A 20,587-nucleotide genomic window follows, 5' to 3' on the forward strand; every position below is an offset into this window, starting at 1 on the left:
GCCCCCGGTTATTTAGTTGACTTGTGACGTTCGGTCTTTACCCATTTCCTCTCCCCATAGGAGAGCAGTCCTTTTAAGGTGATTGCCATTTTCCAGAGTATATAAAAGGGGATCATTCCCAGTGCCAGCCAGGTTTTCAGCGGTGCTCGCTGGATAATTAGCCCTGAAAAAAAATAGAGCAATTGAACTGCGAAGACGACAACGGCAATCCAGACGAAAAATGAGCTGTACGCATAGCTGAAATGGAGGAATAAGCATAGCAGGAGGTAAATGACCGACCAGCCGAAAAAGATGGCGTACGAAGGACGCATCAATTCCACCAAGGCATCGAATTTGTTGAGATCACCTGAGCGAAAACCACCGGCTGCAAGTCTTCCGAAGTAGTGCAACAGCACTTGCAAACGTCCCTTAGACCATCGAATTCGCTGACTTTCTCCAGTTTTGAGTGACTTGGCCACCTGAGAATAGATCACGGCGTTCTCATTTGAAACAACCACATAACCTTCCAGGGTAAGCATGACGTAGTATTCCCAGTTTTCCACGATGGAGTAGACATTCCAGCCGTATTTTTTAAAGATTTCAGAAGAAAAACACATACCGTTGCCAGCCAGCGGACAGGAAAGTCCAAGAAGGTTTTTACCTGGAAAATGAAGTTTATATTTGAGGATTCCCGGGAGGATACTGAGGCGGGTCAACCAATTCTCATCCGGGTTCATGACGCCGAAATAGCCCTGGATCACCTTCTTCCCCTCGGTCAGAGATATGTTCATCGAGGTAAGAAAGTTTCTGGCGACCAGGGTATCGGCATCGATGATGACATAGGCGTCGAAGGCATCAAGATTCAATTGGGAGATGAGCCAGTTGAGGGCATAGGGTTTACCTCGTTTGATCGGATCGGTTCTTTCACGGCAGGTAGCCCCTGCCTCCCGGGCTATTTGCGCCGTTCGGTCCGTGCAATTATCGGCGATGACGAAAATTTCATAGAGTTCTGCAGGGTAATCACTCTCCTGGATACTTTTGACCAGTTCACCTATGAGAAGCTCTTCGTTATGCGCAGGTATAATAATGCCGAAAGTTTTACGGGCCGATAGATCTTCTCCAGCCCTTTTTCCCAAGAAGAGAGCCGGGACACTCAGGACAAAGAAAATGAACTGATATGTCACAAAGAAGAAGAGAATTCCTCCCCAAAAAAGAAGTATACAATTGATAAAGAGTTCCATGGATATTTGCTTAGTTAAATGAGTCTCTGTGATAAATCGGCATCGAAAATTCGTCTGTTGCCGCCCCAGAACCTCCCCCAAAAATCCAAGGCGGCTCAGTATCGGGCAAACACCCCTTCTCTGGAAGGTTCGACTTTTCCCTCTATCTCCTTTTCAACCATTTTCCTCAACGAAACCGTCAACATCGAAAGGAAATAGATATGGGGATAGTCTACACCGGTAAGGAAAGCGCCGGCTACCGCATAGGCGACCAGACTGGTGTTCAAAAAAACCGGCAGCATTTCACTAAAGGAAACATTTTCTGCATTCTCGGAGATCAGTCGCCGCGTCCTTCTATTCTCCCGGTAATTGATAAAGATCAGCGAAAGTAAAAGGAACAGACCCGGAAAGCCGTATTCGGCCAGGATATTGAAATATATACTGTGCGTTGAAATCCACCTGACAGGATCCCCGGCTTTTCGATAAATCCTGCCATAGGCTGAATTGAAACTACCTGCTCCCACGCCTAAGACGGGATTATCGATCGCCATCTCAACGGCATACCCCCATGCAGTCATTCTCCCCATCGCCGATGAGTCTTCTTCATATGAACTGATGGTTTCCATCCTGGTGAAATAACTGGGCGGAGCAAGAAAAAGGACCAGGCAGCCGACCAATGCCAGAACGAACAATCCCTGAATTTTCTTTTTACTGGCCAGAACATAATAGAGCAGAGAGGCACCCAGGGCCAAGGTGGCTCCCCTCGATTGCGCGCCGACAAGGCCAAGCAAAAAGAAAAGCGTGCCCAAACCACCAACTATTTTCACCAGTATCTTTGTCTGTGTCAGCAGGTAAATGGCCAGGGGAACGGCAATCACCAGCCCCCAGGAAAAATCATTCCCGTCTCCCATAAAATATCCTGCCTTAAAACCGCCTACCCGCTCGGCAACCGCAAGTCTCGCCAGATTTGCAACAACAAGGTAAATGTGAATTACAACATAGGAGAAGACAAAGGTTTCAAAGAGTTTTTTACTCCGCAAAAGATAACAGCCGATGAAAAAGAAAATGTAATATCCGATTTCCTGTTTGAGCGGATCGAGGGCGTAGGATTGTATGAGGCCATGGAAAAGGGCAAGACCGGTGAAAAATATCAGAAAAAGGAAGTAAATCGATTGTTTGGTTTTGAGGGCTTCGGCAGATTTATATTTAATTACCACATAGAGCAGGAGAAGAGCCTGTATGCCCAAAGCAATCGGAATTCCCTTGAGGGCGGGAAAGTACCCACGGTCGATTCCAACGTACTCATAGAGCATCACAAAAGTATACAACAAAAAAGGAAGAGGCATGCTGAACTAGTTCCTCTGACTGCGGGTTATTGTCATCTCTCCGGAGAGGCTGCAGAATTCCATTAATTTTTCCAGCCGGCGGGCGATCTTGTCTCCAAGGCGGTCTGCATAATCTCATCATATACTGTTTGGATTATACTTATCCTCCTTTGAAACTCAAATTTTTCCAGCACCATCTGCTTCCCCTGCAGGGCCAATTGGCGGGCGGCCTGCGGATTTTCCAGGAGATAAATCAACTGTTCGGCTATTGCCTCCGGATCATGGGAAGCTATCAAACACCCCGTCCGGCGATCCTTTATTATATCGGAAACGCCGCCCACCTTGGTTGCGGCGACGGCCGTCTCCATACACAGAGATTCCAGAATAACGTTGGGAAAACCTTCCGTGTACGAGGTAAGGGCCAAAATATCCAGATCCTGATAGACAGGCCGTACATCTTGAAGGTGACCTGTGAAAAATATTCGTGACGATAAACCCATCATTTCCACAAGCTTTTGCAATTCCTGCATATCCGCCCCATCCCCGATCAGAAAAAAATAGACATTGTCATACTTGTCTTGTCGGCAGATTAATTCCGCGGCCTGCAGGAAATCCTTCTGCCCCTTCTCAGGGCTTAACCTGCCGATATTGCCTATCAATATTCCATTGCTTGGCAGGTCGAACTTTCTTCTCAGCAGACCGTCTTCATACAAGCCTGGCCGGTAATTATCTGCGACAATGGCGTTAAAGACCTGAATTACTTTTTCGGGTGAGGTGCCATAGCGGAGGATTTCATCACGAATGAGAGGCGATACAGCGATAACTTTGTCAAAAAAAGGCAAAATCCGCTTGCCGACGGATATGAGCAATCTGCTCTTGGGACTGTTGATTATCCAGCCATGGCATGTGGTAATTATAGGGATATCATATATCTTGGAGACCAGAAAAGCGAGAATGTCTGTTTTGTATTCATGAGAATGAAGTATATGTATATTTTCCCGTTTTATGAGTTCCTTGATGGTCTTAACAATCCTTGGGTCATATTGATGAACGGAGCGTATGGGAAAGACATTGACACCTCTCTCTCGGGCAGCACGAAGATACAAATTTTCCTCGACATTCTCACGGTCCAGGCAAATTAGCCCTATCGACAGATTAAAGGACGACGTATCTATCCGCGCCGAAGTTTCGAGAATGGTCTTACCCGGGCCGCATACCCTGTCGGTATCACGAAGATGAAGGACGTTTATCATACTTCTTTTCCCGGCCGAATTATCTCTTGAAAAACAAAACTTGAAGAGAATTGTTTAATAATAGCTGCTTGCACCACAATAATCACACCCCATCCATTTGCAAAATTTATATTCTTTCACTATTGTTTAAACAGAAGTCTGTCTGGTAGAGATAATCGTATACTCCTCTTACCATCTTTGCCCCCGGGCACACTATCCACTTAATTATACTGCAAAGAGGTAACAGATCCATGGTAGAGACGTTTTCCCCGTCAGGGCTGATGATCCATATCGGCTACCACAAAACCGGCACCACCTGGCTGCAGGATGCAGTTTTCAACAACGCCCGCTATGGCATGGCTTCTCCATGGTCCCGGCAGAAAATCACCGACGATTTTATCATCCCTCCCCCCTTCAGTTTTGATCGGAACAATGTACTCCTCCGCTATCAAAAAAAATGCGATGAGCTGCGAAACCAAGGCCTGCTGCCGGTGCTTTCACACGAAAGAATGTCAGGTTATCCGGCATCCGGCGGATTTGACAGTAAAACCATTGCCGACAGGCTCTATTCGATATTTCCTGAAGGCCGGGTGATTATCATCATCCGGGAGCAGAAAAGTATCATTCGTTCATGGTATACGCAGTACATCCGTGACGGCGGCGGACTGTCGATCAAAAAATATATGAATCCACCCGAGCCTGACTTGTTGAGAATGCCCCATTTCAACTATGATTTTTATCAATATGATCGACTTATCGATTACTACCGCACTCTCTTTTCCCGCGAACAGGTCCTGGTTTTGCCTTTTGAACTTCTTAAAGCCAACCGTTTGGATTTTATGAAAAGAATAACCAAATTCGCGAATCTGCCTGATATAGCAGATGTCCCCGGAAATACAAGAAACGAGGGTATAGGGCTTCCCTGGGTTACGATCACCAGAGCCGCCAACCGTCTTTTCCACCGAAATCAGCTCAATTCAGGAGCATTGTTTAATGCCCCCATTGTCATAAAAAACGCGCGTAGAGCAGCCTATTTTATCAACCGCACCCTCATCTTACGGGGTATGCACAATTTTCTGGAAAGAAAAACTCGACGTTATATCGCCGAGAATCTCGGCGACCGGTATGCCGAGAGCAACACCAAAACAAGCAAGGCGATAGGCATAGATCTTCAGGAATTCGGCTATGACTGCCTGTAGTCAACGACATGCCGAAAAATTCCTGCGGCCTGCTGAAAAGAAGTATTTCCCCCTCCTCTCTCTCACATGTCCTACCTCAGGATGCTGATGGACCCTGCTTGCCATCATTTGTTGCGCCGCAAAAAATTTCCTCATAGACCTTCGTGGTCTTCTCCACATTGCGTTGAATGGTAAACAATTCAAACAGCCGCCTGTGTCCCGCTTCTCCAATCTTTGTGGCGAGTTCTTTGGCCTGAAGGAGCGCGGTCACGGTCCTCGCCAATTTACCTGGCTCCCCCGGAGTAACAAGAAAGCCGGTTTTCCCGTGTACCACGATTTCAGTCGGACCGCCGATGTTGGTGGCAATAATTGGTTTGCCCAGCAGCATCGCCTCCAGCAGGACAATACCAAAGGGTTCGGGTCTGATGGAGGTATGCAGAAATATGTCCATGAGATTAAGGTAATCTATCGGATTTTCCTGAAATCCCGTAAATACAACATTTTCCTCGATATCCAGTTCGCTGCACAGGCGGGACAAATGATCATGATATTTGAGGTCTTTGGCGCCCGTGTCACCAACAAGCAGGCATCTGATATCGGGGAAAGTCTGTTTCAACAGAGAGACCGCGCGAAGGGCCGTTTCCTGTCCCTTCCATTTCTTGATATTGCCGACCACGCCGATAATTGGTGAGTTGCCGTCAACGGCGTACACCTCACGTAATCGTTCCGACGGTGTACGCACCTGGTATCGCTCGGTGTCGAGGCCGTTTTGAACAACCACCGTTCCGGGATAGACCACATCGTGCTTTCGCATATGCTCCCTGATAGCATGCGAGACACAAATAACCGCCTTCATTCTTTTGCCAAAATAGCGGTCGAGCCCGGAATAGTGATCGTTTATCCCCATCTCATGAGTGATACACGGCGTCCTGGACAACAGTGCAGCCAGGGACCAGCAGTGGTTCCGGGTTATCGAGTTGTTGAGGTTGACCAGGTCAATCTTGTTTTTTCTCAGGAAAAATGCATACCTGCAGGCAGGGAGTAGTAATTCCCTGAACAGATTGATCCCCTTTCTCAAGGGAGCAAGAAGAGTCGTGAATACGGCAGAGCGAAAATTGAACGGCTGCGGCAATTCGAGAACATGTGTTTCCATTCCGAGTCCTCTGAACTTCTCCACGAAAAGATTGTCCCTGTGAAATCCGACCACGGGAAGAAACCTGCTTTTATCAAGATGATAAAGAAGATCGTATAAAACATAATAAGATCCGCCAATGGTCCCATCCCTGTTTCCTTCAAGAAAAAATATTTTCTTCTTCATACACTTGCTCGCAAACTTTTTCGCTGACTTCGTTCTGAAAAAATCATTTTAACCTCTAGGATTATGTCGAAGCATGTCAATTTTTTCAGGAATCGAGGCAAACTTGAAAAAAATTAACCAAATATATATATCTGCTGAGAAAGAATTTTTCTCTTACACCACCGAACGAGGATGAATGGCGAATTTTCAAGGTGGCCGCTAAAATATGCGGGAGATGACCTCGACAAACTCTCTGTTGGCCTTCTCGATGGTGAACCGACGTTTGACGGTATCCACGGCTGAAGCGGCCAGTTTCTTCCGGTATGGTTCGTCGTCAATCAATGCGGAAAGTGTCCTCACCAAATTTTCGTGATCCCGGGGAGGGTAGAGAACTCCATTCTCGCCGCTGCTGATGGCCTCCTTGTTGCCGCAGTTGTCGGGCACAACCGTTGCCAGTCCGGCACTCATATACTCAAGTATTGAGAGGGAAAAGGCCTCGCCCTGAGACGCCTGGACACCAATATCGCAGGACTGGAGAATCCGGGAGATATCCGATCTTCTTCCACCAAAAATGAATTTGCCGCCCAGATTGCATTCCCTTGTCTGACTGCGAAATGCCTCGATATCAGGGCCATCGCCGCAATAGAGAAAATAGACATTGTTTTTACCTTGTTCGTTGATGAGTGCATGGGCACAGCGGATCAAAAAATCGATTCCCTTATAGTAGGTCGCCCGTCCGGTAGTAACGACAACGACGGCCTCTGCGGGGATGGAAAATTGCCGCCTGGCGTAATTTCTGTTATCTTGACTCATGGTTATGGGATGGATACCATTAAGCACGTAGGAACATTTGGCGGCCGGTATACATCCGCTCTCGAGAAAACGATCATAGACGAACTTCGAAACCCCGATGTAATGATCACAGGAAAACCAGCCCAGTGCATGAACAGACGACTTGAACATCCTTTTCCACATGGGCGCGAGAGGCCGTTCTCCGGGCGCATGATCATGGACCACGATTTTCTCGACCCCCCATCTTCTCAAGGAGAAGTACTCCATGCCGTAGTTCTTCTTGTCCGTAAGATAGATGAACCTGATATCATTGTCTCTGATAATTTTTTTTAATCTTTCCCGGACGGGCTTGGGCCGGAAAGCGAATTTTCCTTCAATCAGCTGAATGGATGACTCTGCTATCGCCGGGGGAACCGTGGTGATTTTCGGATAGAGCAGGAAACATTTTTTCGATCCTTTCGAGGCATATTGGGCGATCTGAACCCAGAAATTCTCCATCAACCACCAGGCATAACCAACATCCGAGGCATAGTTGGCGACCAGTAGTATATTCCCATCGGCCCTCTGACCTTTCGCAAAAGGGAAGGACTGCAATGCTACATTTTCTCCCTTCATGAGGCGACTCGCAGAAGAGGCTCACTGATGACTTCATAGCCGAAATGGTTGATATGTTTTCCGGCAATGCCATTGATTATCTCAAGGTCCTCGCGCGAAAGCCTCCGCAGACTTTGCATATTCATGTTCTTGATCGGCTCATTTCTTTCATGAACCGCAAAAGGTTTTTGCGGGTCGAAATTCCACCTCTCCTCGATGCCGGTAAAGCGCAGAATCCGCGCCAATTCCGCCGTGGTCTTTTCAACGATATCCTCATAACGGGTCCACATGAACCTGTCGAGGTAGTGTGAATCTTCTTCGATTACCTCGTTTGAGCGCACCCACTGCCGGGCGCAGTCCTGAAGGGGCCAGCCGTCCTTTAGATGCTGCGGCTCGGCCTTGCGGGAGATTCCCTCAATGGCGGCGTAGGGATTGCGAATGATGGCGATGAAATGGGCATCTTCAAAATGCTTTTGCAGCCAGCGGGTTCGCGCCCCGTTCGGCGGAGACTTTTCCAGGAGAATGGTTTTGGAGAGATCCAGTCTCATCCCCCACTCCTTTTTTATGCGCGCCACATCGGGTCCTTCATCCTTCTCCGTCAACCTGTACAAATCTTCGCGGCGTACCCACATTCTCGGCAGCCCCAATATATGATCCGAGGGAAATTGGTCGGTGAGAAACTGCCCTTCGGTGGTGAGACCGCTGATCAGCGGATGCGTGGAGAGAATCTCACTCAAAAGCGTGGTCCCTGAGTTATAGCAGCCAACGATGAAAACCCAGCGCTTGCCGGTGGGAACAGGAGTAAAGGTGATCTTCAATTCGCGATGCATCTCCCCGAGACAACGCCGTACTACTTTTTTCCATCGAGTGCCGACCATTTTCACTCTCCTTCGAATCTACTGTCTTTTTGTAAAAACATAAAAAATAGTTCCTGAACCAGGTACATAGCAAAGCTTATGAACCATTTTCAACACACATGATATCTAATGAATCAATCAGCCCCAACTGTACGAGAGGAGAAAAGTGGCTGGTTGTTGAATATACTGGCATAGATACTCTCGATACTCTTGATATTTCGGCGGATATGAAAATGTTCTACGACTCTTTTGCGCCCCGCATCCCCCATTTCCTCAGCGATCTGCGGGTTTTCTAAAAGATGGAGAATGGCATCCGCCAGGGAGCGAGGGTCTCCTGAGGCAAAGATGCTCCCAGTTTCACCATCCTCGACAATTTCAGGACCCGCTCCGATATCAGGCGTGACCACTGGCTTTCCGAGGACCATGCCCTCCAGAAGGACCCTGCCGAAAGGTTCGGGCTGTATGGAAGCATGAACAACGACGCGAAGAACATTGATCAGGCATGGAATGTCTGTTCTATAACCCGTAATTATTATATTCTTCTCAAGGTTCCTCTCCGATATGAGTTTGCGGATGTCGTCATAATAATCTCGCGCTGACTCCGCCCAGGTGCCTATTATCAAGCATCTGGCATTAGGTATCTTTTCGACAATCAAATCCATTGCTCGGACCATTAGCCCTTGCCCCTTCCATGGTTTAATATTCCCTATCAACCCGATGACAGGATCGGAGATATTCAGTTCAAACTCATCCATTATGGTTTCCTTTGACTTGGAAATAGTAAATTCCTCGGGATCCAGGCCGTTGTAAACCAGGTGCAGTTGCTTTTTGGGAAAACCGTTTTCAAGAAGTCTGTTTTCAACGGACTTCGAAATGCAGAAGATAGCCTTTAATCTCTTTGCATTTAATCGGTAGAGAAACGGATAGGAATCATTTATTCCTCTTTCGTGAGCCACGACATGACTACTTGTAAACAGCGAAGCCAGAATCCACTCCTGAGGACGTAAGAGTGTGTTATTTAAATGAATGAGGTCAATCTTTTCTCTTTTGATGAAACCGATACACTGGAAAGACGGCAGGAGAAACAAACGGAAATAGTTAATTAGCTTTTGCAAAACAAGAAGAGGAGGGCCATAGATGGAAGAGACTTTGTTTGAAGTATATTGGTTATTGTTCTTCTTGAAAAAATTCAATGGCATGGCTTTGTCGATGATATGGACCTTACAGCCCGCCTTTTCGTACCGCTCGATCAATTCGTTCTCTCTGTAGAAAGCAACCGTAGGGACATACTTAGTCTTATCAAGTCCCTGGATGAGATAGAGAAGGCTGAAATATGATCCGCCGATGGTCCCATCAACATTTGATTCGACATACAGTATTTTTTTGCGGTTGTCATTCACAATGGGTATGTCCTATATGCTTTATGAAATAACGGAAAGGCCAGTCCTTGAGCGGGTAAACTTATCATTTCATTTTAGATTCGTTCACCAGAAAGTGGGATGAATCAATAGAGAGGAGCACAAAAGTTGAACCTTATCTCATCTTTGCGCTCCTCTCCAGATTCGTACGATTACCTGTCGCCGTTGCCACTGATAGCCGGCACCACCATCATCAGTATGGCACTCTTTTTAGTGAACATGGCAGTACATACTTTCGACGCATCGAGTGTGACGTTGCCAGCGCTATCGCAATCACCGAGCCAGGTCCTGAAACGAGAGTCATCATCGGCTGTAGCGGTCAGGGACAGATTAGAACCGGCATCAAATACAGAATCGGCGTCGAAGAAAAATCTACAGTCGTCCCGGCAATATATGCCGACGTCGTCAGAGGTGGAGGTATAGGCGCCGGTGACTGTCCCCGATCCTGAACCGGGCATGGAGATGTCGAGGCTGTAATAGGTATTCTCTCCTCTTACGGCCCAACCGTTATTGCTGCTTGCCTCCCCCTGCCGTGCAATGATCCCATGCTCGAAGTTGGCCTTATATACTTGACCCTCATCCGGATACGTTGGATATGGCGAAGAACTCCAATAATCGTAATTGCCGCCGCTGCTCGGCACATTTATGAAGTGGGGCGTGGCCGGAAGAGCGGTAGTGTCGGTTCCGAAATCCATCAGACTCCACAATTCGAGAATATTGGGAAGGCGCCATTCCCCAGGGCTGTAGTCGTCAGTCAAACCGCAAACTCCACTGTCTAATGAATCCACCCAGGAAAGGGTTTCCTGCCAGTTATTCAGGCCTGCACAACCTGCATCGCGCAACCATATCAGGCCGGTGAGATTATCGGTTACCGTGCCGTTTCCGTTGGCGACAAACCTGGGTGAAGGAAGGGGAAAGCCGCGTTGCAGATCCCCATCTTCAAAGTCACTGTCACTGGAAAATGAAGTAGCCTGTCCGGTCATTGGCACATCCGCCGGGGCGGCGAAAAGATTTGTCACTGCCGTCACACTGAGCACAATCATGAGAAGCAAGGTATATATTTTCATATTTTTCTCTCCGTTGATCACGCAGCTGACTATAGCCGATGAACTGGTAGTATGGATGAGCTGCGATAAAATTTTCATTTATAAAAAAGTATAAAAATCTCGACATTGCCTGTCAGCATATTTCCTACCATGTGCTAATCGCATCCACCACCGCCTATGCTGCTGCAATCCTTTACCGGCCAGGAATAGATTTCTACCGCGATACCTATATCGTTTACCGGGTTGACCTTATCGTATGTTGCGGTAATTCCTCGAGCTATATTGACCGTATGAGCAAAATTATCCGCAAAAGCGGAAGTGGAGGTCCAGTAAAGCGCAGTACTCTGGAGAAACTGGCCGTTGTTGAAAGGATTGCCCTCACTCCACTGTGCTGAACCATTCGCATTCGACAATGCCGGCTGGCGATATTTAAAATTCATAAGGCTTACCAACTCACGAATATTAGGCAGCCGCCAGTCACCAGCGCCGGACCCGTCGCTCAGCCCGCACTCTCCATCGCTAACCGACACCGCCCAGTCGAGGGCATCTGTCCAGCTCATGTCACCGCCGCAGTTGACATTTTTCAGCCAAATAAGACCGGTAAGATTATCTCTGACCGTCCCGTCGCCATTGTCTATGAAGCTGGGAATGGGATGAGGCATGCCAGCCTGGATTTCACCGTCATCACCTGCGACTCCGCTTAGGTCTTCGGTTATACCGGTGCGTGGCATATTCTGTTCAGCCATCACCAGCGGGGAGATAAATAAAGTCGCCAGCGCTATAATTATTCCTGTTTTTCTCATACCCTTGTCTCCTTTACAAATGTTAAATCTTCAAATTCGTACGCAATTTCTACTCCGGTTCAAAAAAAATTACACAAATGAAGAACGATTGAATTACCACAAGGAAAACTACTGTTTGCCTCCGGGGCGAAAACCATATAAATGATTGATCCTGCCCCTTTTAGCTTGTTGTGAAGGATAACATAATTAAGTATAGCGATTTAGCGCCCAAACACAAGCAACTCATCTCAAGAATTACATAAAATCAGATTAACACATTGAATATGTGTCATTATATCCAGATAATTGTTTTTTGAATAAATTCAACTACTGTACCCATGGTTGCATCAATTATCTCCACTAATAATGTCTTTATGCAAATTCACCTGAAGCGGACTTTTTCGAAAACAAGAGCCGGCAACTTCTGTTTTTAGACTCATGGCATCATTGCTCAATCGTCACCAAAACCTTCAGGAATCATCAACAAACTCAAGGTGGGCTAACCTCTGGTATTTGGTACCCATATCTGATATTACATAATATTATTCATCAGAGATGAAAGCTCTGGGGCAAGCTTCCTAGAGAGGTGTCACCTCAATTCAAGGTACTTTTTTTTAAATGGCAAAGGTGGGGAAAAAGAAAACCGGGCGGTTGGGCGGGAACTGACAATTACGGACTCAACCCGCTCGATCCCACCTGTAATACCAGGTGGGACCGAGCGAGATTTACCAAAGCAATCAAACCTTAAAAAGGTGATCTAGATCCTTGAAAAGTGAGCTGACGGCAAGAAAGGAGGCAGGTTATTTATGAGACGAGGCAGAGGGGTTTAGATTGGATTGGTCTGCGCGAGAATCAGATCGTCATACCACTGCCTTCCATTGGAGCCGCTGCTGTCCGTGGCATAGCTTGATAGTATGAGCTTGTTCATGCCGTAATTACTACGTTGCCTGATATCGACGTTGTTGTAATCAATCTTGAGGGTATCGTTGACCCAAAGCCGTACGATGCCATCCGATGCTCCCGGTGTGTTCAACCGCACAAAGAGTTTCAATTTATCCCAGCGATCACCAACGACCGCTGCCGGTGAACCGATATTGGTCGGTAATCCGTTAAACTGCCAGGTGTCGATGTAAGAATGATCCACTGCGTATTGTCCATAACGGTTGACATAGACGTAGACCTGATAACGCCTCTGGCTGCTCTGACCGTCAGTCAGATTGATAATGGCGATTTTCTGGGAATTGCTCGGCCAGGAATATCCAGAGGAAAATTTCGAGTAAAGCTGCAAATACACCTCCTCCACCTTTTCTCTGTTGACATTGAAAAAATCGCCGAAGACGAAATCGGCATAGTTATCGCTGTGCGTACCCCTCGTCAGAGGGGCAGTCGCGCAATACGTACCGCTACGAGGGGCATCGCTGCTGACGGCGAGATTGGAGGTTACGCTGCGATTGAATTCGCTGAAATCTGCGGACTCAAAAGTCGCTCTCCAGGGTAAGCCTGTATCGGCAATGGGCTCCAGTGGCGTATTAGAGGTGGTGCTTGAGATCGAAAAACCAGAGGGTATGGAAACACCTGGCCTGATGCTCCCTTGGGAGCCGAAACCGGACGGCGGACCTATGTAGTTCGTATCAATGACGACCTCATCTAATTTGAAGTAGGCCGTCGGATCGGAACCGCTGAAAGACCGAGCTTCCCAATAGCCCATGATTCTCTGAACGTGATACCACCAGTTTGAGGTGTCGACATAGGTGTAGGTTTGATATGGACTCCTTCCGCCCTCGGAGTTCTGTTCCCCGTCGAGGGTATCGATAAAGAGCGAGAATACACCGGTGTTCAGATCAAGTTCCGCCTCGAAGGAGATCCACTCTTCAAGGTGATCGACTATATTGAATCTGGTTTTGCCCGGCTCCGGGGGCTCCTGTCCGCCGCACTCGATATTCTCGCAGATATAAGGCGACTGTTCAGCGGAATTATGGTGCTCCAATATCATACCGCGTTGACCGGAATCGCCTATGCCGGAAAAGTCGGCGTTGCTTCTTCTGACGATGAGTGTCTTCACCTCTGATGTCTGGGCGTTGTGATAACCGCTTCCGTAATAGGCAAGCCAGCGGATATTGATCCTCTTCACCCTGCTGCCGCTGCCGGAGGGAAGATTCCAGACACCCAGTCCGGAACCCTTCTCATTGCTGCCGCTGACAAAGGTGAATTTCGGGGCTCCGCTTCCCTGCCAGCCGCCGGAAGATTCATGGGTGAAGGTGGAGATATCGTCGTATTGCAGCACCAGTGCATCGACATACTCCGTCGAGTTGAAATTTTCGTGGTGCGGGAAAGAGGTTATGTTTCTGCCGCTGCCGATCATATCGGCCACGACGGGATTGCCCGCCAGGGCAATACTTCCAAAAATAATTAACAATACATAATACTTGCAGTTCATATACGTTTTCCTCTATTAAATGAAACTCATGACGCATGAACGCGCCAACACTTTTTATCCAGTTCTTAACTCCCTGCAGTTTTCCCTTCTTGGGAAAGTGCTTCCCGCCTTATTGCACATTCCATACCAAAAAAAAGAAAACCCAGTTTTACACACCGCTCCGGCGGAATAGCGTGACCAAGCTGCTGATAACATGTCGACATTGGTTTATTGAAGAAAAAGCGGTCTGCAATCCTCATTATGGATAAGAATCACCCTTGTGTCAGACAATCGGCAAAGATACAATCACTGCACACTTTCTGCAAAGACCTCACAAACTCTGCACACTTTCCGTAAAGACCCTATACAAGTCATTTACATGACAGTGAATTATACATTACATTCTTACCTATCGAAAAAAAAACAACACTGCTGAGGCGTTCATTGAACAATATGCGAAATGATAATTCGATGCATTTCAGATTGGGTCCATTGATTATTGCTTGAAAAGTATACTATGATATGAATACGTTCTCCTAGAGAAAAGAAGTGCACCATCGGCATCCCTCGCCAAGACAAGCGGAAAAGAAATTTATGTGTGGAATAGCAGGGTTCTTTAACATCCCCAGAAATTTGACGCCGGAAAGATCAATCCTCGAGAGGATGATTGTCACCTTGAAACACCGAGGACCTGACGGCTATGGTCTGTATTACGGAAACGGAGTAGGGTTGGGTCATGCCCGGCTCTCCATTATCGATCTTTCCACGGGCTGGCAGCCGTTGGCCAATGAGGATCGCACCCTCTGGATCATTTTCAACGGGGAGATTTTCAATTATCCCGAGCTGCGCAAGGAGCTTATCGGCCGTGGCCATGTCTTCGCCACAAATTCGGATACGGAAGTCATCATTCATCTTTTTGAGGAAAAGGGGTGGCAATGCCTTGAGCACCTCAACGGCCAGTTCGCCATTGCCATTTACGATTCCAGGAAAGACGAACTCTTTCTGGCCCGTGACAGAATGGGAATTCGACCGCTCTTCTACACCTTACACAATGGAAATTTCTATTTCGCATCCGAAATTAAAGCCCTGTTCAATGCCGACCCTGCGATTCCCAGGGAACTTGACCCTCGAGCAATCAGCGATATCTTCACCTTCTGGACCCCTACCCTGGAGGAAACCGTTTTTCAAAACGTCCATCAGCTGCCCGCCGGACACTGGCTGCGAGTCGACAAATCAGGAGTGCATACCCCCCGACGTTACTGGGAAATGCCTCTACGTCCTGACGTCCCCGGTATCATTTCAGAAGCGGAGTATGCAGATGAGCTGCGTGAGTTGCTCATCGATTCCGTCCGCCTGCGGTTGCGCGCCGATGTGCCAGTCGGCGCCTACCTCAGCGGCGGACTTGACTCGTCAACCATCACCTCGCTCATCAAAAACTTTACCAGCAATCCGCTCAAGACCTTTTCCGTCTCCTTCGCCGACAAGGTCTACGACGAAAAAGAGGAGCAACAGGAGATGGTGCGCTATCTGGGAACCGCTCACCATGAGGTAGCCTGCTCTTATGGTGACATTGCCGCCACTTTCCCCCAGGTCATCTGGCATACCGAAGTTCCCATTCTGCGCACAGCCCCATCACCACTCTACCTGCTCTCATCGCTGGTCCGAGACAATCAGTACAAGGTTGTGCTCACCGGCGAAGGTGCCGATGAAATGCTCGGTGGATACGATATTTTCAAGGAAGCGAAGATCCGTGCCTTTATCCATAAAAACCTCGACTCTTCTCTGCGGCCCCTGCTCCTCAAACGGCTTTATCCCTATCTGGCCCTTTCCCCGACCCGTTCGGCGGAGTATGCCAGGAAATTCTTCGATACCCATGCGGATCCCGGGAGTCTTTACTACGCCCATGGTCCGCGCTGGAAAACCACGGGTCGAACCCATGTCTTTCTAGATGAGAGGATCACAAGGGATATTTCTTCACCCCGAGAGCGTCTGGCCAATCTAGCAGACGACTTGCAGGGACTTGATTTTTTTCTGGGTGCCCAGTTTCTCGAGTCAAAACTGCTGCTGGGCAATTACCTGCTCTCCTCTCAGGGTGACAGGATGGCCATGGCTCATTCCGTTGAAGGCCGTTTTCCTTTCCTCGATCATCGCGTTGTTGAGTTTGCAGGGCGCATTCCGCCACAGCTGAAGATGAAGGTACTCAACGAAAAAAACATCTTGAAGAAAGCGGTACAGAATCTGCTGCCTCAACATATCGTCAGCCGTAAAAAGCAACCCTACATGGCACCTGACATACTCAGTTTTTTCGAAGAACAGGAAGCGGAGTATCTAGACCATTACCTCTCTCCCCATCTGCTCAGAGAATCGAAAATTTTCAAACCTGAGGCCGTGGCCGGACTCATGGCCAAATGTAGGAAAAAGAGCCGGCAGGGTTTCAGGGAAAACATGGCCTTTGTCGGAATATTGTCAACACAAATTATTTATGATAAATTCATTAAAAGCTTTCCGTTTGAAACACCTGATGAGCTCCCCCATGTCAAAGTGAGAGTGAACGACACAGGATCCAGATAATCCTTAATATATTGAGTTAAAACATGTCAGAACACATTGCCTCCATACGGTCCTTTCTTTTTGAGAATTTTCTCTTCGATGCCGAAGAGGATGCCCTGAAAAACGATGACTCCTTTCTCGAAATGGGTATCATCGATTCCACCGGCGTCCTTGAACTCGTCGAATGGCTTGAAGAAGAGTTCGACATCCAGATCGAGGATGAAGAGCTGGTTCCGGAAAACCTTGACAGCATCGAACAAATTGCTGCCTTTATACAACGCAAGAAGAGCTAATGCTTGTTCACAATCTACTGCAAAATTCTGCCGACAGGGCAGGCGGAAAGGCTGCCTTGATTTATGACAGCAAAAGAGTCACCTATCGCTCTCTTGCAGCATATTCCCGGCAAACAGCAGATCTGCTGACTGAAGAGGGACTGAAAATCGGTGATCGGGTAGCAATCCTCACCGATAATCCAGCACATTATATCGCCTGTTACTTTGGAATTATGCAGGCGGGAGGCATCGTTGTGGGTTTGAACACCCTAACCTCGGAAAGATCCCTGCAGAAAGTGCTTTCAGACTGTCAGCCTTCCTTTCTTCTTGTCTCCGGACGCAGCAAAAAATATAGCCGATATATCCTCAGCCACTGGGAAACTATCAAAATACTGGATATAGAAACCCCTGTCGCACGCGTTGAAAAGGGTATTTACAACACTCTCGCGAAGCCCTCCCTGCAACCGCATAATATCGCTCAAATCATTTACACTTCCGGCACCACAGGGCATCCTAAAGGAGTCATGCTCTCTCACAGGAATTTGACCGCAAACACAAGCTCAATCATTGAATATCTAGGCCTTACCGAAAATGATAGGGTTATGGCTGTCCTGCCCTTCTTCTACTCCTACGGAAATTCGGTAATGCTAACTCACATCGCCGCAGGCGGTAGTCTGGTTGTCAACCAAAGCTTTGTCTATCCCAACCTGATCCTGGACCAGATGGCTAAAGAAAAAGTTACCGGTCTTTCCGGGGTGCCCTCAACGTTTGCCATTCTGCTGCACCGCTCTGCAGCAAAAGAATATTCCTTTTCCCATCTTCGCTATCTGACTCAGGCCGGGGCTCCCATGTCCCCTAAACTGGCAAAACAGCTTCATCAGTTGTTCCCGCAGAGTGAAATATTTATTATGTATGGCCAAACTGAGGCATCTCCCCGCTTGTCCTATCTTGCCCCTCAAGATTTAACAAAAAAGCCCGGCTCTATCGGCAAAGCTATTCCTGGAGTTACCCTGGAAGTTCTAAAAGAGGATGCGACACCTGCGGCTGCTGGTGAAATAGGAGAAATTGTCGCCAGCGGCGACAATACCATGGCAGGCTATTGGCAACGACCTGAAGAGACCAGGAAGGTCCTGCGCCATGGAAAACTATGGACTGGCGATTTGGCTTATTACGACAAAGACGGCTTTTTATATATTGTCAGTCGCAAGTCAGACATGATCAAAAGTGGTTCCCATCTTATTGCGCCCAAAGAAATTGAGCAAATTATCGACGAGCTTGAAGGTATACAGGAGACCGCAGTGATCGGCACAGAAGATGAAATTCTCGGCCAAAAGATCCATGCCTATGTTGTTCTGCAGCCGGGATATTCTTTGACCGCCAAAGAAATCACTTCTTTCTGCCGCAAAAACCTCCCCATCTTCAAAGTACCTCACTTCGTCACCTTCCTCGACGAGTTGCCTAAATCCGAATCAGGAAAAATAAAAAAAAATGCTTTTAGCTTAATGGTGAAAAACTGAAATCCATTTAATTAACGGGGACATAATAAATATCAATGGTCGTTTGAGATGAAGGCATAAGGCTCCTGTTCGCCGTTTCCGGGGAGATAATGATCCGGGGAGTGTCAAGATCCTCTTCGGGATCAAATTCACCGTTTTTATAAAAAGTCGGCACCCCGTCGATCTCCCTGAATTCCCACTTTTCCAGATGGTCTTTATAGAAATCCACCACCTGCTCGACGGTATCAGGCGCTCCCATAAAGATACGGTTCGGCAAATCAGCCAGAACACCGGCTTGCTCGATGCGATTATCCATCTGAGTGAACAGAATCCTCGCCTTCGGATATGCCGGAATCCCGACCTCTTCCTGGGAAGGGATGACGCTCTTTTGGGTCGTTGCAGCTTCCAGAAAAGAAATATTGCTGCTGCTCAAATCGTCAGGAATATCCACAAGGGGTGCAAAAGGTTCCGCCATCACCAGTCCGCAAAGGATTGTCGCCCAAAAAAATCCCGTCATAACGGATATAACCTTCATCATATTCTCCTCTTCTATATTCCTGTTTTGCGCTTTCTGTAAGTTTCCCGGCCAACCTATCTTAATACTGCGATTTTTGCTATATTTTTCATTTTAATCGAGGAGAGCTCTTCGTTCTCTCCGTTGAGCAACACAAAAGAGGGCCCGAAGACGGCAGTCACTGAGATTTCTTTGCTCCAAGTATTCCTTTCACCGCCGGTCCCCAGAGTACTTTTCCGTCCTTGTCAAAGCGTGATCCATGGCACGGGCAATCGTATGTCTGATCATATTCATTGAATACCAGTCCGCATCCCATATGCGAACACATATGCTTTCCCTTTACCAGACTTCTCAAAGTATCCTTGCCTTTTTCGATTGCAGTCGAAATAAGCTTTCCCGTTCGCCACGGAGAATACAGGGTGGCCCAGGGGTTTTCCCTGCCGGCTATCTTATCGGCAATAATTTTTGCAGACACCATGGCATGAGTTATTCCCCAGGCTCCAAATCCAGTTGCGGCAAATCGTTTCCTGGTCATCGGATCATAGCTGCCGATAAAAGGAACCCGATCAGGGCTCTTCTGGTCATGTGCCGACCAGCGAGTCAGCTCTTTGCCGACTTTAAATTTCTTACGAGCCTTCTCTTCCAGTGTCTCGTAACTGTTTTTTTCTTCACCCATATGCTGATGCTGTCCAACAACAATAAGTGTATTTTTATAATAGCGAAATGAGATATCGTTAACGCCAATATACATGCCCTCATGTTCCTGCTCCTCTACAGAAAAGGCCATTCCATGGTGCAGGACCGGCCTGAGCCGCATGGCGAAGAGAGTATGATCAAGAATTGGATACAGTGTTGCATAAACTATAAATTCGGACTCATAGCTTCCTTTCTCGGTAGTGACTGTGCAAGAATCCTTTTTCTCTTCCACCTTGAGGACACGGGTATATTCGGCAATAGATCCCCCTTTGTCGATGATTTTGGACGCCAGTCCCATCATATATTCCCGCGGATGAAACTGTGCCTGCCGATGAAAAGCCAGCGCCTCGTTTTTGCTGAAGGATACACTGTCCATGGAGCATGGCAAACCCAGCTTTACCGCAGCATTATACTCTTGTTCCAGGGGGCTTGAATCTGAATGAGAATAAACATAGGCCGACTTTTCCCCGAGATGGCAGGCGATCCCTTCGTTGTTGATTAAATCGATATATTCCTGCACAGCCCATTGATTGGCATCTGCATACATTTTTGCTTTCTCTTCACCAAACTGATCAAGCAGATAGTGATAGATAAGGTGATGCTGACTGGTGATCTTCCCGGTTGTGTGTCCCGAGGTGCCGCACCCGACCTCGGCTGCTTCCAGCACGATAACATCACGCCCTTCCCGGCACAAGAGCCAGGCTGCAGCGAGACCGGTAAGCCCTGCACCAATGACGATAACGTCTGCCTTTTTCTTTTCTGCTGCATATCCGATACCTTGTGTATCTTTGAGCCATAATGACCGTTTCATTACACACCTCTTCATTTTGGGTGATGGATTACACTGCAGTTTCCTTTATAGATAGGGGTAAATAGCGTTAGGCGCTTCGTCAAGGGTTCTTCCGCTGCCGACATCACCACCA

The 20,587-nt window shown here is 47.7% G+C and carries 16 protein-coding genes; 4 read left to right on the forward strand and 12 right to left on the reverse strand.

Translation table 11 applies throughout. From position 1 onward, the window contains the following. Positions 1-8: 8 nt before the first annotated feature. The 3 genes from JWG88_RS15840 to JWG88_RS15850 all read right to left on the reverse strand — a co-directional run bounded on the left by JWG88_RS15840 (position 9) and on the right by JWG88_RS15850 (position 3,777). Positions 9-1,220, reverse strand: a complete 1,212-nt coding sequence (locus JWG88_RS15840) for a glycosyltransferase family 2 protein (protein ID WP_205234761.1) — start codon at positions 1,218-1,220, stop codon at positions 9-11. A 95-nt stretch (positions 1,221-1,315) separates the two neighbouring features. Further along, positions 1,316-2,545 carry an O-antigen ligase family protein gene (locus JWG88_RS15845; protein ID WP_205234762.1) on the reverse strand — a complete coding sequence of 410 codons (1,230 nt, stop codon included), beginning with the start codon at positions 2,543-2,545 and terminating at the stop codon, positions 1,316-1,318. A gap of 62 nt (positions 2,546-2,607) precedes the next feature. Further along, positions 2,608-3,777, reverse strand: coding sequence for a glycosyltransferase family 4 protein (locus JWG88_RS15850; protein WP_205234763.1), 1,170 nt, complete (start codon positions 3,775-3,777; stop codon positions 2,608-2,610). Between the two features lie 230 nt (positions 3,778-4,007). Here JWG88_RS15850 and JWG88_RS15855 point away from each other — a divergent pair, with 230 nt between their 5' ends. Next, positions 4,008-4,955: a sulfotransferase family protein gene (locus tag JWG88_RS15855; RefSeq protein ID WP_205234764.1), complete on the forward strand. Its 948-nt coding sequence runs from the start codon at positions 4,008-4,010 to the stop codon at positions 4,953-4,955. Positions 4,956-5,031: 76 nt separating this feature from the next. Here the strand turns inward: JWG88_RS15855 and JWG88_RS15860 are convergent, their stop codons facing one another. The 7 genes from JWG88_RS15860 to JWG88_RS15890 form a co-directional block, all read right to left on the reverse strand. Then, the gene (locus JWG88_RS15860) at positions 5,032-6,252 is read right to left on the reverse strand and encodes a glycosyltransferase family 4 protein (protein ID WP_205234765.1); all 1,221 of its coding nucleotides are present in this window, start codon (positions 6,250-6,252) and stop codon (positions 5,032-5,034) included. 198 nt (positions 6,253-6,450) lie between these two features. Further along, positions 6,451-7,638, reverse strand: a complete 1,188-nt coding sequence (locus tag JWG88_RS15865; protein WP_205234766.1) for a glycosyltransferase family 4 protein — start codon at positions 7,636-7,638, stop codon at positions 6,451-6,453. After that, complete coding sequence (locus JWG88_RS15870; protein WP_205234767.1) at positions 7,635-8,495, reverse strand: sulfotransferase family protein; 861 nt, start codon at positions 8,493-8,495, stop codon at positions 7,635-7,637. The genes JWG88_RS15865 and JWG88_RS15870 overlap by 4 nt, the downstream gene beginning before the upstream one ends. Positions 8,496-8,608: 113 nt before the next feature. Then, positions 8,609-9,874 carry a glycosyltransferase gene (locus tag JWG88_RS15875; RefSeq protein WP_205234768.1) on the reverse strand — a complete coding sequence of 422 codons (1,266 nt, stop codon included), beginning with the start codon at positions 9,872-9,874 and terminating at the stop codon, positions 8,609-8,611. Between the two features lie 170 nt (positions 9,875-10,044). Then, a complete protein-coding gene (locus JWG88_RS15880; protein WP_205234769.1) occupies positions 10,045-10,959 on the reverse strand; it encodes an Lcl C-terminal domain-containing protein in 915 nt (304 codons plus the stop codon). Between the two features lie 134 nt (positions 10,960-11,093). Then, positions 11,094-11,741 carry an Lcl C-terminal domain-containing protein gene (locus tag JWG88_RS15885; RefSeq protein ID WP_205234770.1) on the reverse strand — a complete coding sequence of 216 codons (648 nt, stop codon included), beginning with the start codon at positions 11,739-11,741 and terminating at the stop codon, positions 11,094-11,096. 805 nt (positions 11,742-12,546) lie between these two features. Then, positions 12,547-14,157 (reverse strand): polysaccharide lyase, encoded by a 1,611-nt coding sequence (locus JWG88_RS15890; protein WP_205234771.1) that lies wholly within the window; start codon positions 14,155-14,157, stop codon positions 12,547-12,549. A gap of 573 nt (positions 14,158-14,730) precedes the next feature. Here JWG88_RS15890 and asnB point away from each other — a divergent pair. Genes asnB through JWG88_RS15905 form a run of 3 tightly spaced genes read left to right on the forward strand, consistent with a single transcriptional unit; the run spans position 14,731 to position 18,475 of the window. Beyond that, a complete protein-coding gene (gene asnB, locus JWG88_RS15895; protein WP_205234772.1) occupies positions 14,731-16,707 on the forward strand; it encodes an asparagine synthase (glutamine-hydrolyzing) in 1,977 nt (658 codons plus the stop codon). Between the two features lie 23 nt (positions 16,708-16,730). Next, positions 16,731-16,979 (forward strand): phosphopantetheine-binding protein, encoded by a 249-nt coding sequence (locus JWG88_RS15900; RefSeq protein WP_205234773.1) that lies wholly within the window; start codon positions 16,731-16,733, stop codon positions 16,977-16,979. Next, positions 16,979-18,475 (forward strand): class I adenylate-forming enzyme family protein, encoded by a 1,497-nt coding sequence (locus JWG88_RS15905; RefSeq protein WP_205234774.1) that lies wholly within the window; start codon positions 16,979-16,981, stop codon positions 18,473-18,475. Before JWG88_RS15900 ends, JWG88_RS15905 begins: the two co-directional genes overlap by 1 nt. A 7-nt stretch (positions 18,476-18,482) precedes the next feature. Here the strand turns inward: JWG88_RS15905 and JWG88_RS15910 are convergent, their stop codons facing one another. Further along, entirely contained in the window at positions 18,483-18,992 is a 510-nt protein-coding gene (locus JWG88_RS15910; protein ID WP_205234775.1) for a hypothetical protein, read from the reverse strand. Positions 18,993-19,146: 154 nt separating this feature from the next. After that, positions 19,147-20,475, reverse strand: coding sequence for an FAD-dependent oxidoreductase (locus JWG88_RS15915; protein WP_205234776.1), 1,329 nt, complete (start codon positions 20,473-20,475; stop codon positions 19,147-19,149). Positions 20,476-20,587 lie beyond the last annotated feature (112 nt).

The sequence above is a fragment of the Desulfopila inferna genome, assembly GCF_016919005.1.
GTDB classification, from domain to species: Bacteria; Desulfobacterota; Desulfobulbia; order Desulfobulbales; family Desulfocapsaceae; genus Desulfopila_A; species Desulfopila_A inferna.

Coding starts and splice junctions, on each gene's coding strand:
- JWG88_RS15840 (WP_205234761.1), bottom strand. CDS start 1,220: ATGGAACTCTTTATCAATTGTATACTTCTTTTTTGGGGAGGAATTCTC.
- JWG88_RS15845 (WP_205234762.1), bottom strand. CDS start 2,545: ATGCCTCTTCCTTTTTTGTTGTATACTTTTGTGATGCTCTATGAGTAC.
- JWG88_RS15850 (WP_205234763.1), bottom strand. CDS start 3,777: ATGATAAACGTCCTTCATCTTCGTGATACCGACAGGGTATGCGGCCCG.
- JWG88_RS15855 (WP_205234764.1), top strand. CDS start 4,008: ATGGTAGAGACGTTTTCCCCGTCAGGGCTGATGATCCATATCGGCTAC.
- JWG88_RS15860 (WP_205234765.1), bottom strand. CDS start 6,252: ATGAAGAAGAAAATATTTTTTCTTGAAGGAAACAGGGATGGGACCATT.
- JWG88_RS15865 (WP_205234766.1), bottom strand. CDS start 7,638: ATGAAGGGAGAAAATGTAGCATTGCAGTCCTTCCCTTTTGCGAAAGGT.
- JWG88_RS15870 (WP_205234767.1), bottom strand. CDS start 8,495: ATGGTCGGCACTCGATGGAAAAAAGTAGTACGGCGTTGTCTCGGGGAG.
- JWG88_RS15880 (WP_205234769.1), bottom strand. CDS start 10,959: ATGAAAATATATACCTTGCTTCTCATGATTGTGCTCAGTGTGACGGCA.
- JWG88_RS15885 (WP_205234770.1), bottom strand. CDS start 11,741: ATGAGAAAAACAGGAATAATTATAGCGCTGGCGACTTTATTTATCTCC.
- JWG88_RS15890 (WP_205234771.1), bottom strand. CDS start 14,157: ATGAACTGCAAGTATTATGTATTGTTAATTATTTTTGGAAGTATTGCC.
- asnB (WP_205234772.1), top strand. CDS start 14,731: ATGTGTGGAATAGCAGGGTTCTTTAACATCCCCAGAAATTTGACGCCG.
- JWG88_RS15900 (WP_205234773.1), top strand. CDS start 16,731: ATGTCAGAACACATTGCCTCCATACGGTCCTTTCTTTTTGAGAATTTT.
- JWG88_RS15905 (WP_205234774.1), top strand. CDS start 16,979: ATGCTTGTTCACAATCTACTGCAAAATTCTGCCGACAGGGCAGGCGGA.
- JWG88_RS15910 (WP_205234775.1), bottom strand. CDS start 18,992: ATGATGAAGGTTATATCCGTTATGACGGGATTTTTTTGGGCGACAATC.
- JWG88_RS15915 (WP_205234776.1), bottom strand. CDS start 20,475: ATGAAACGGTCATTATGGCTCAAAGATACACAAGGTATCGGATATGCA.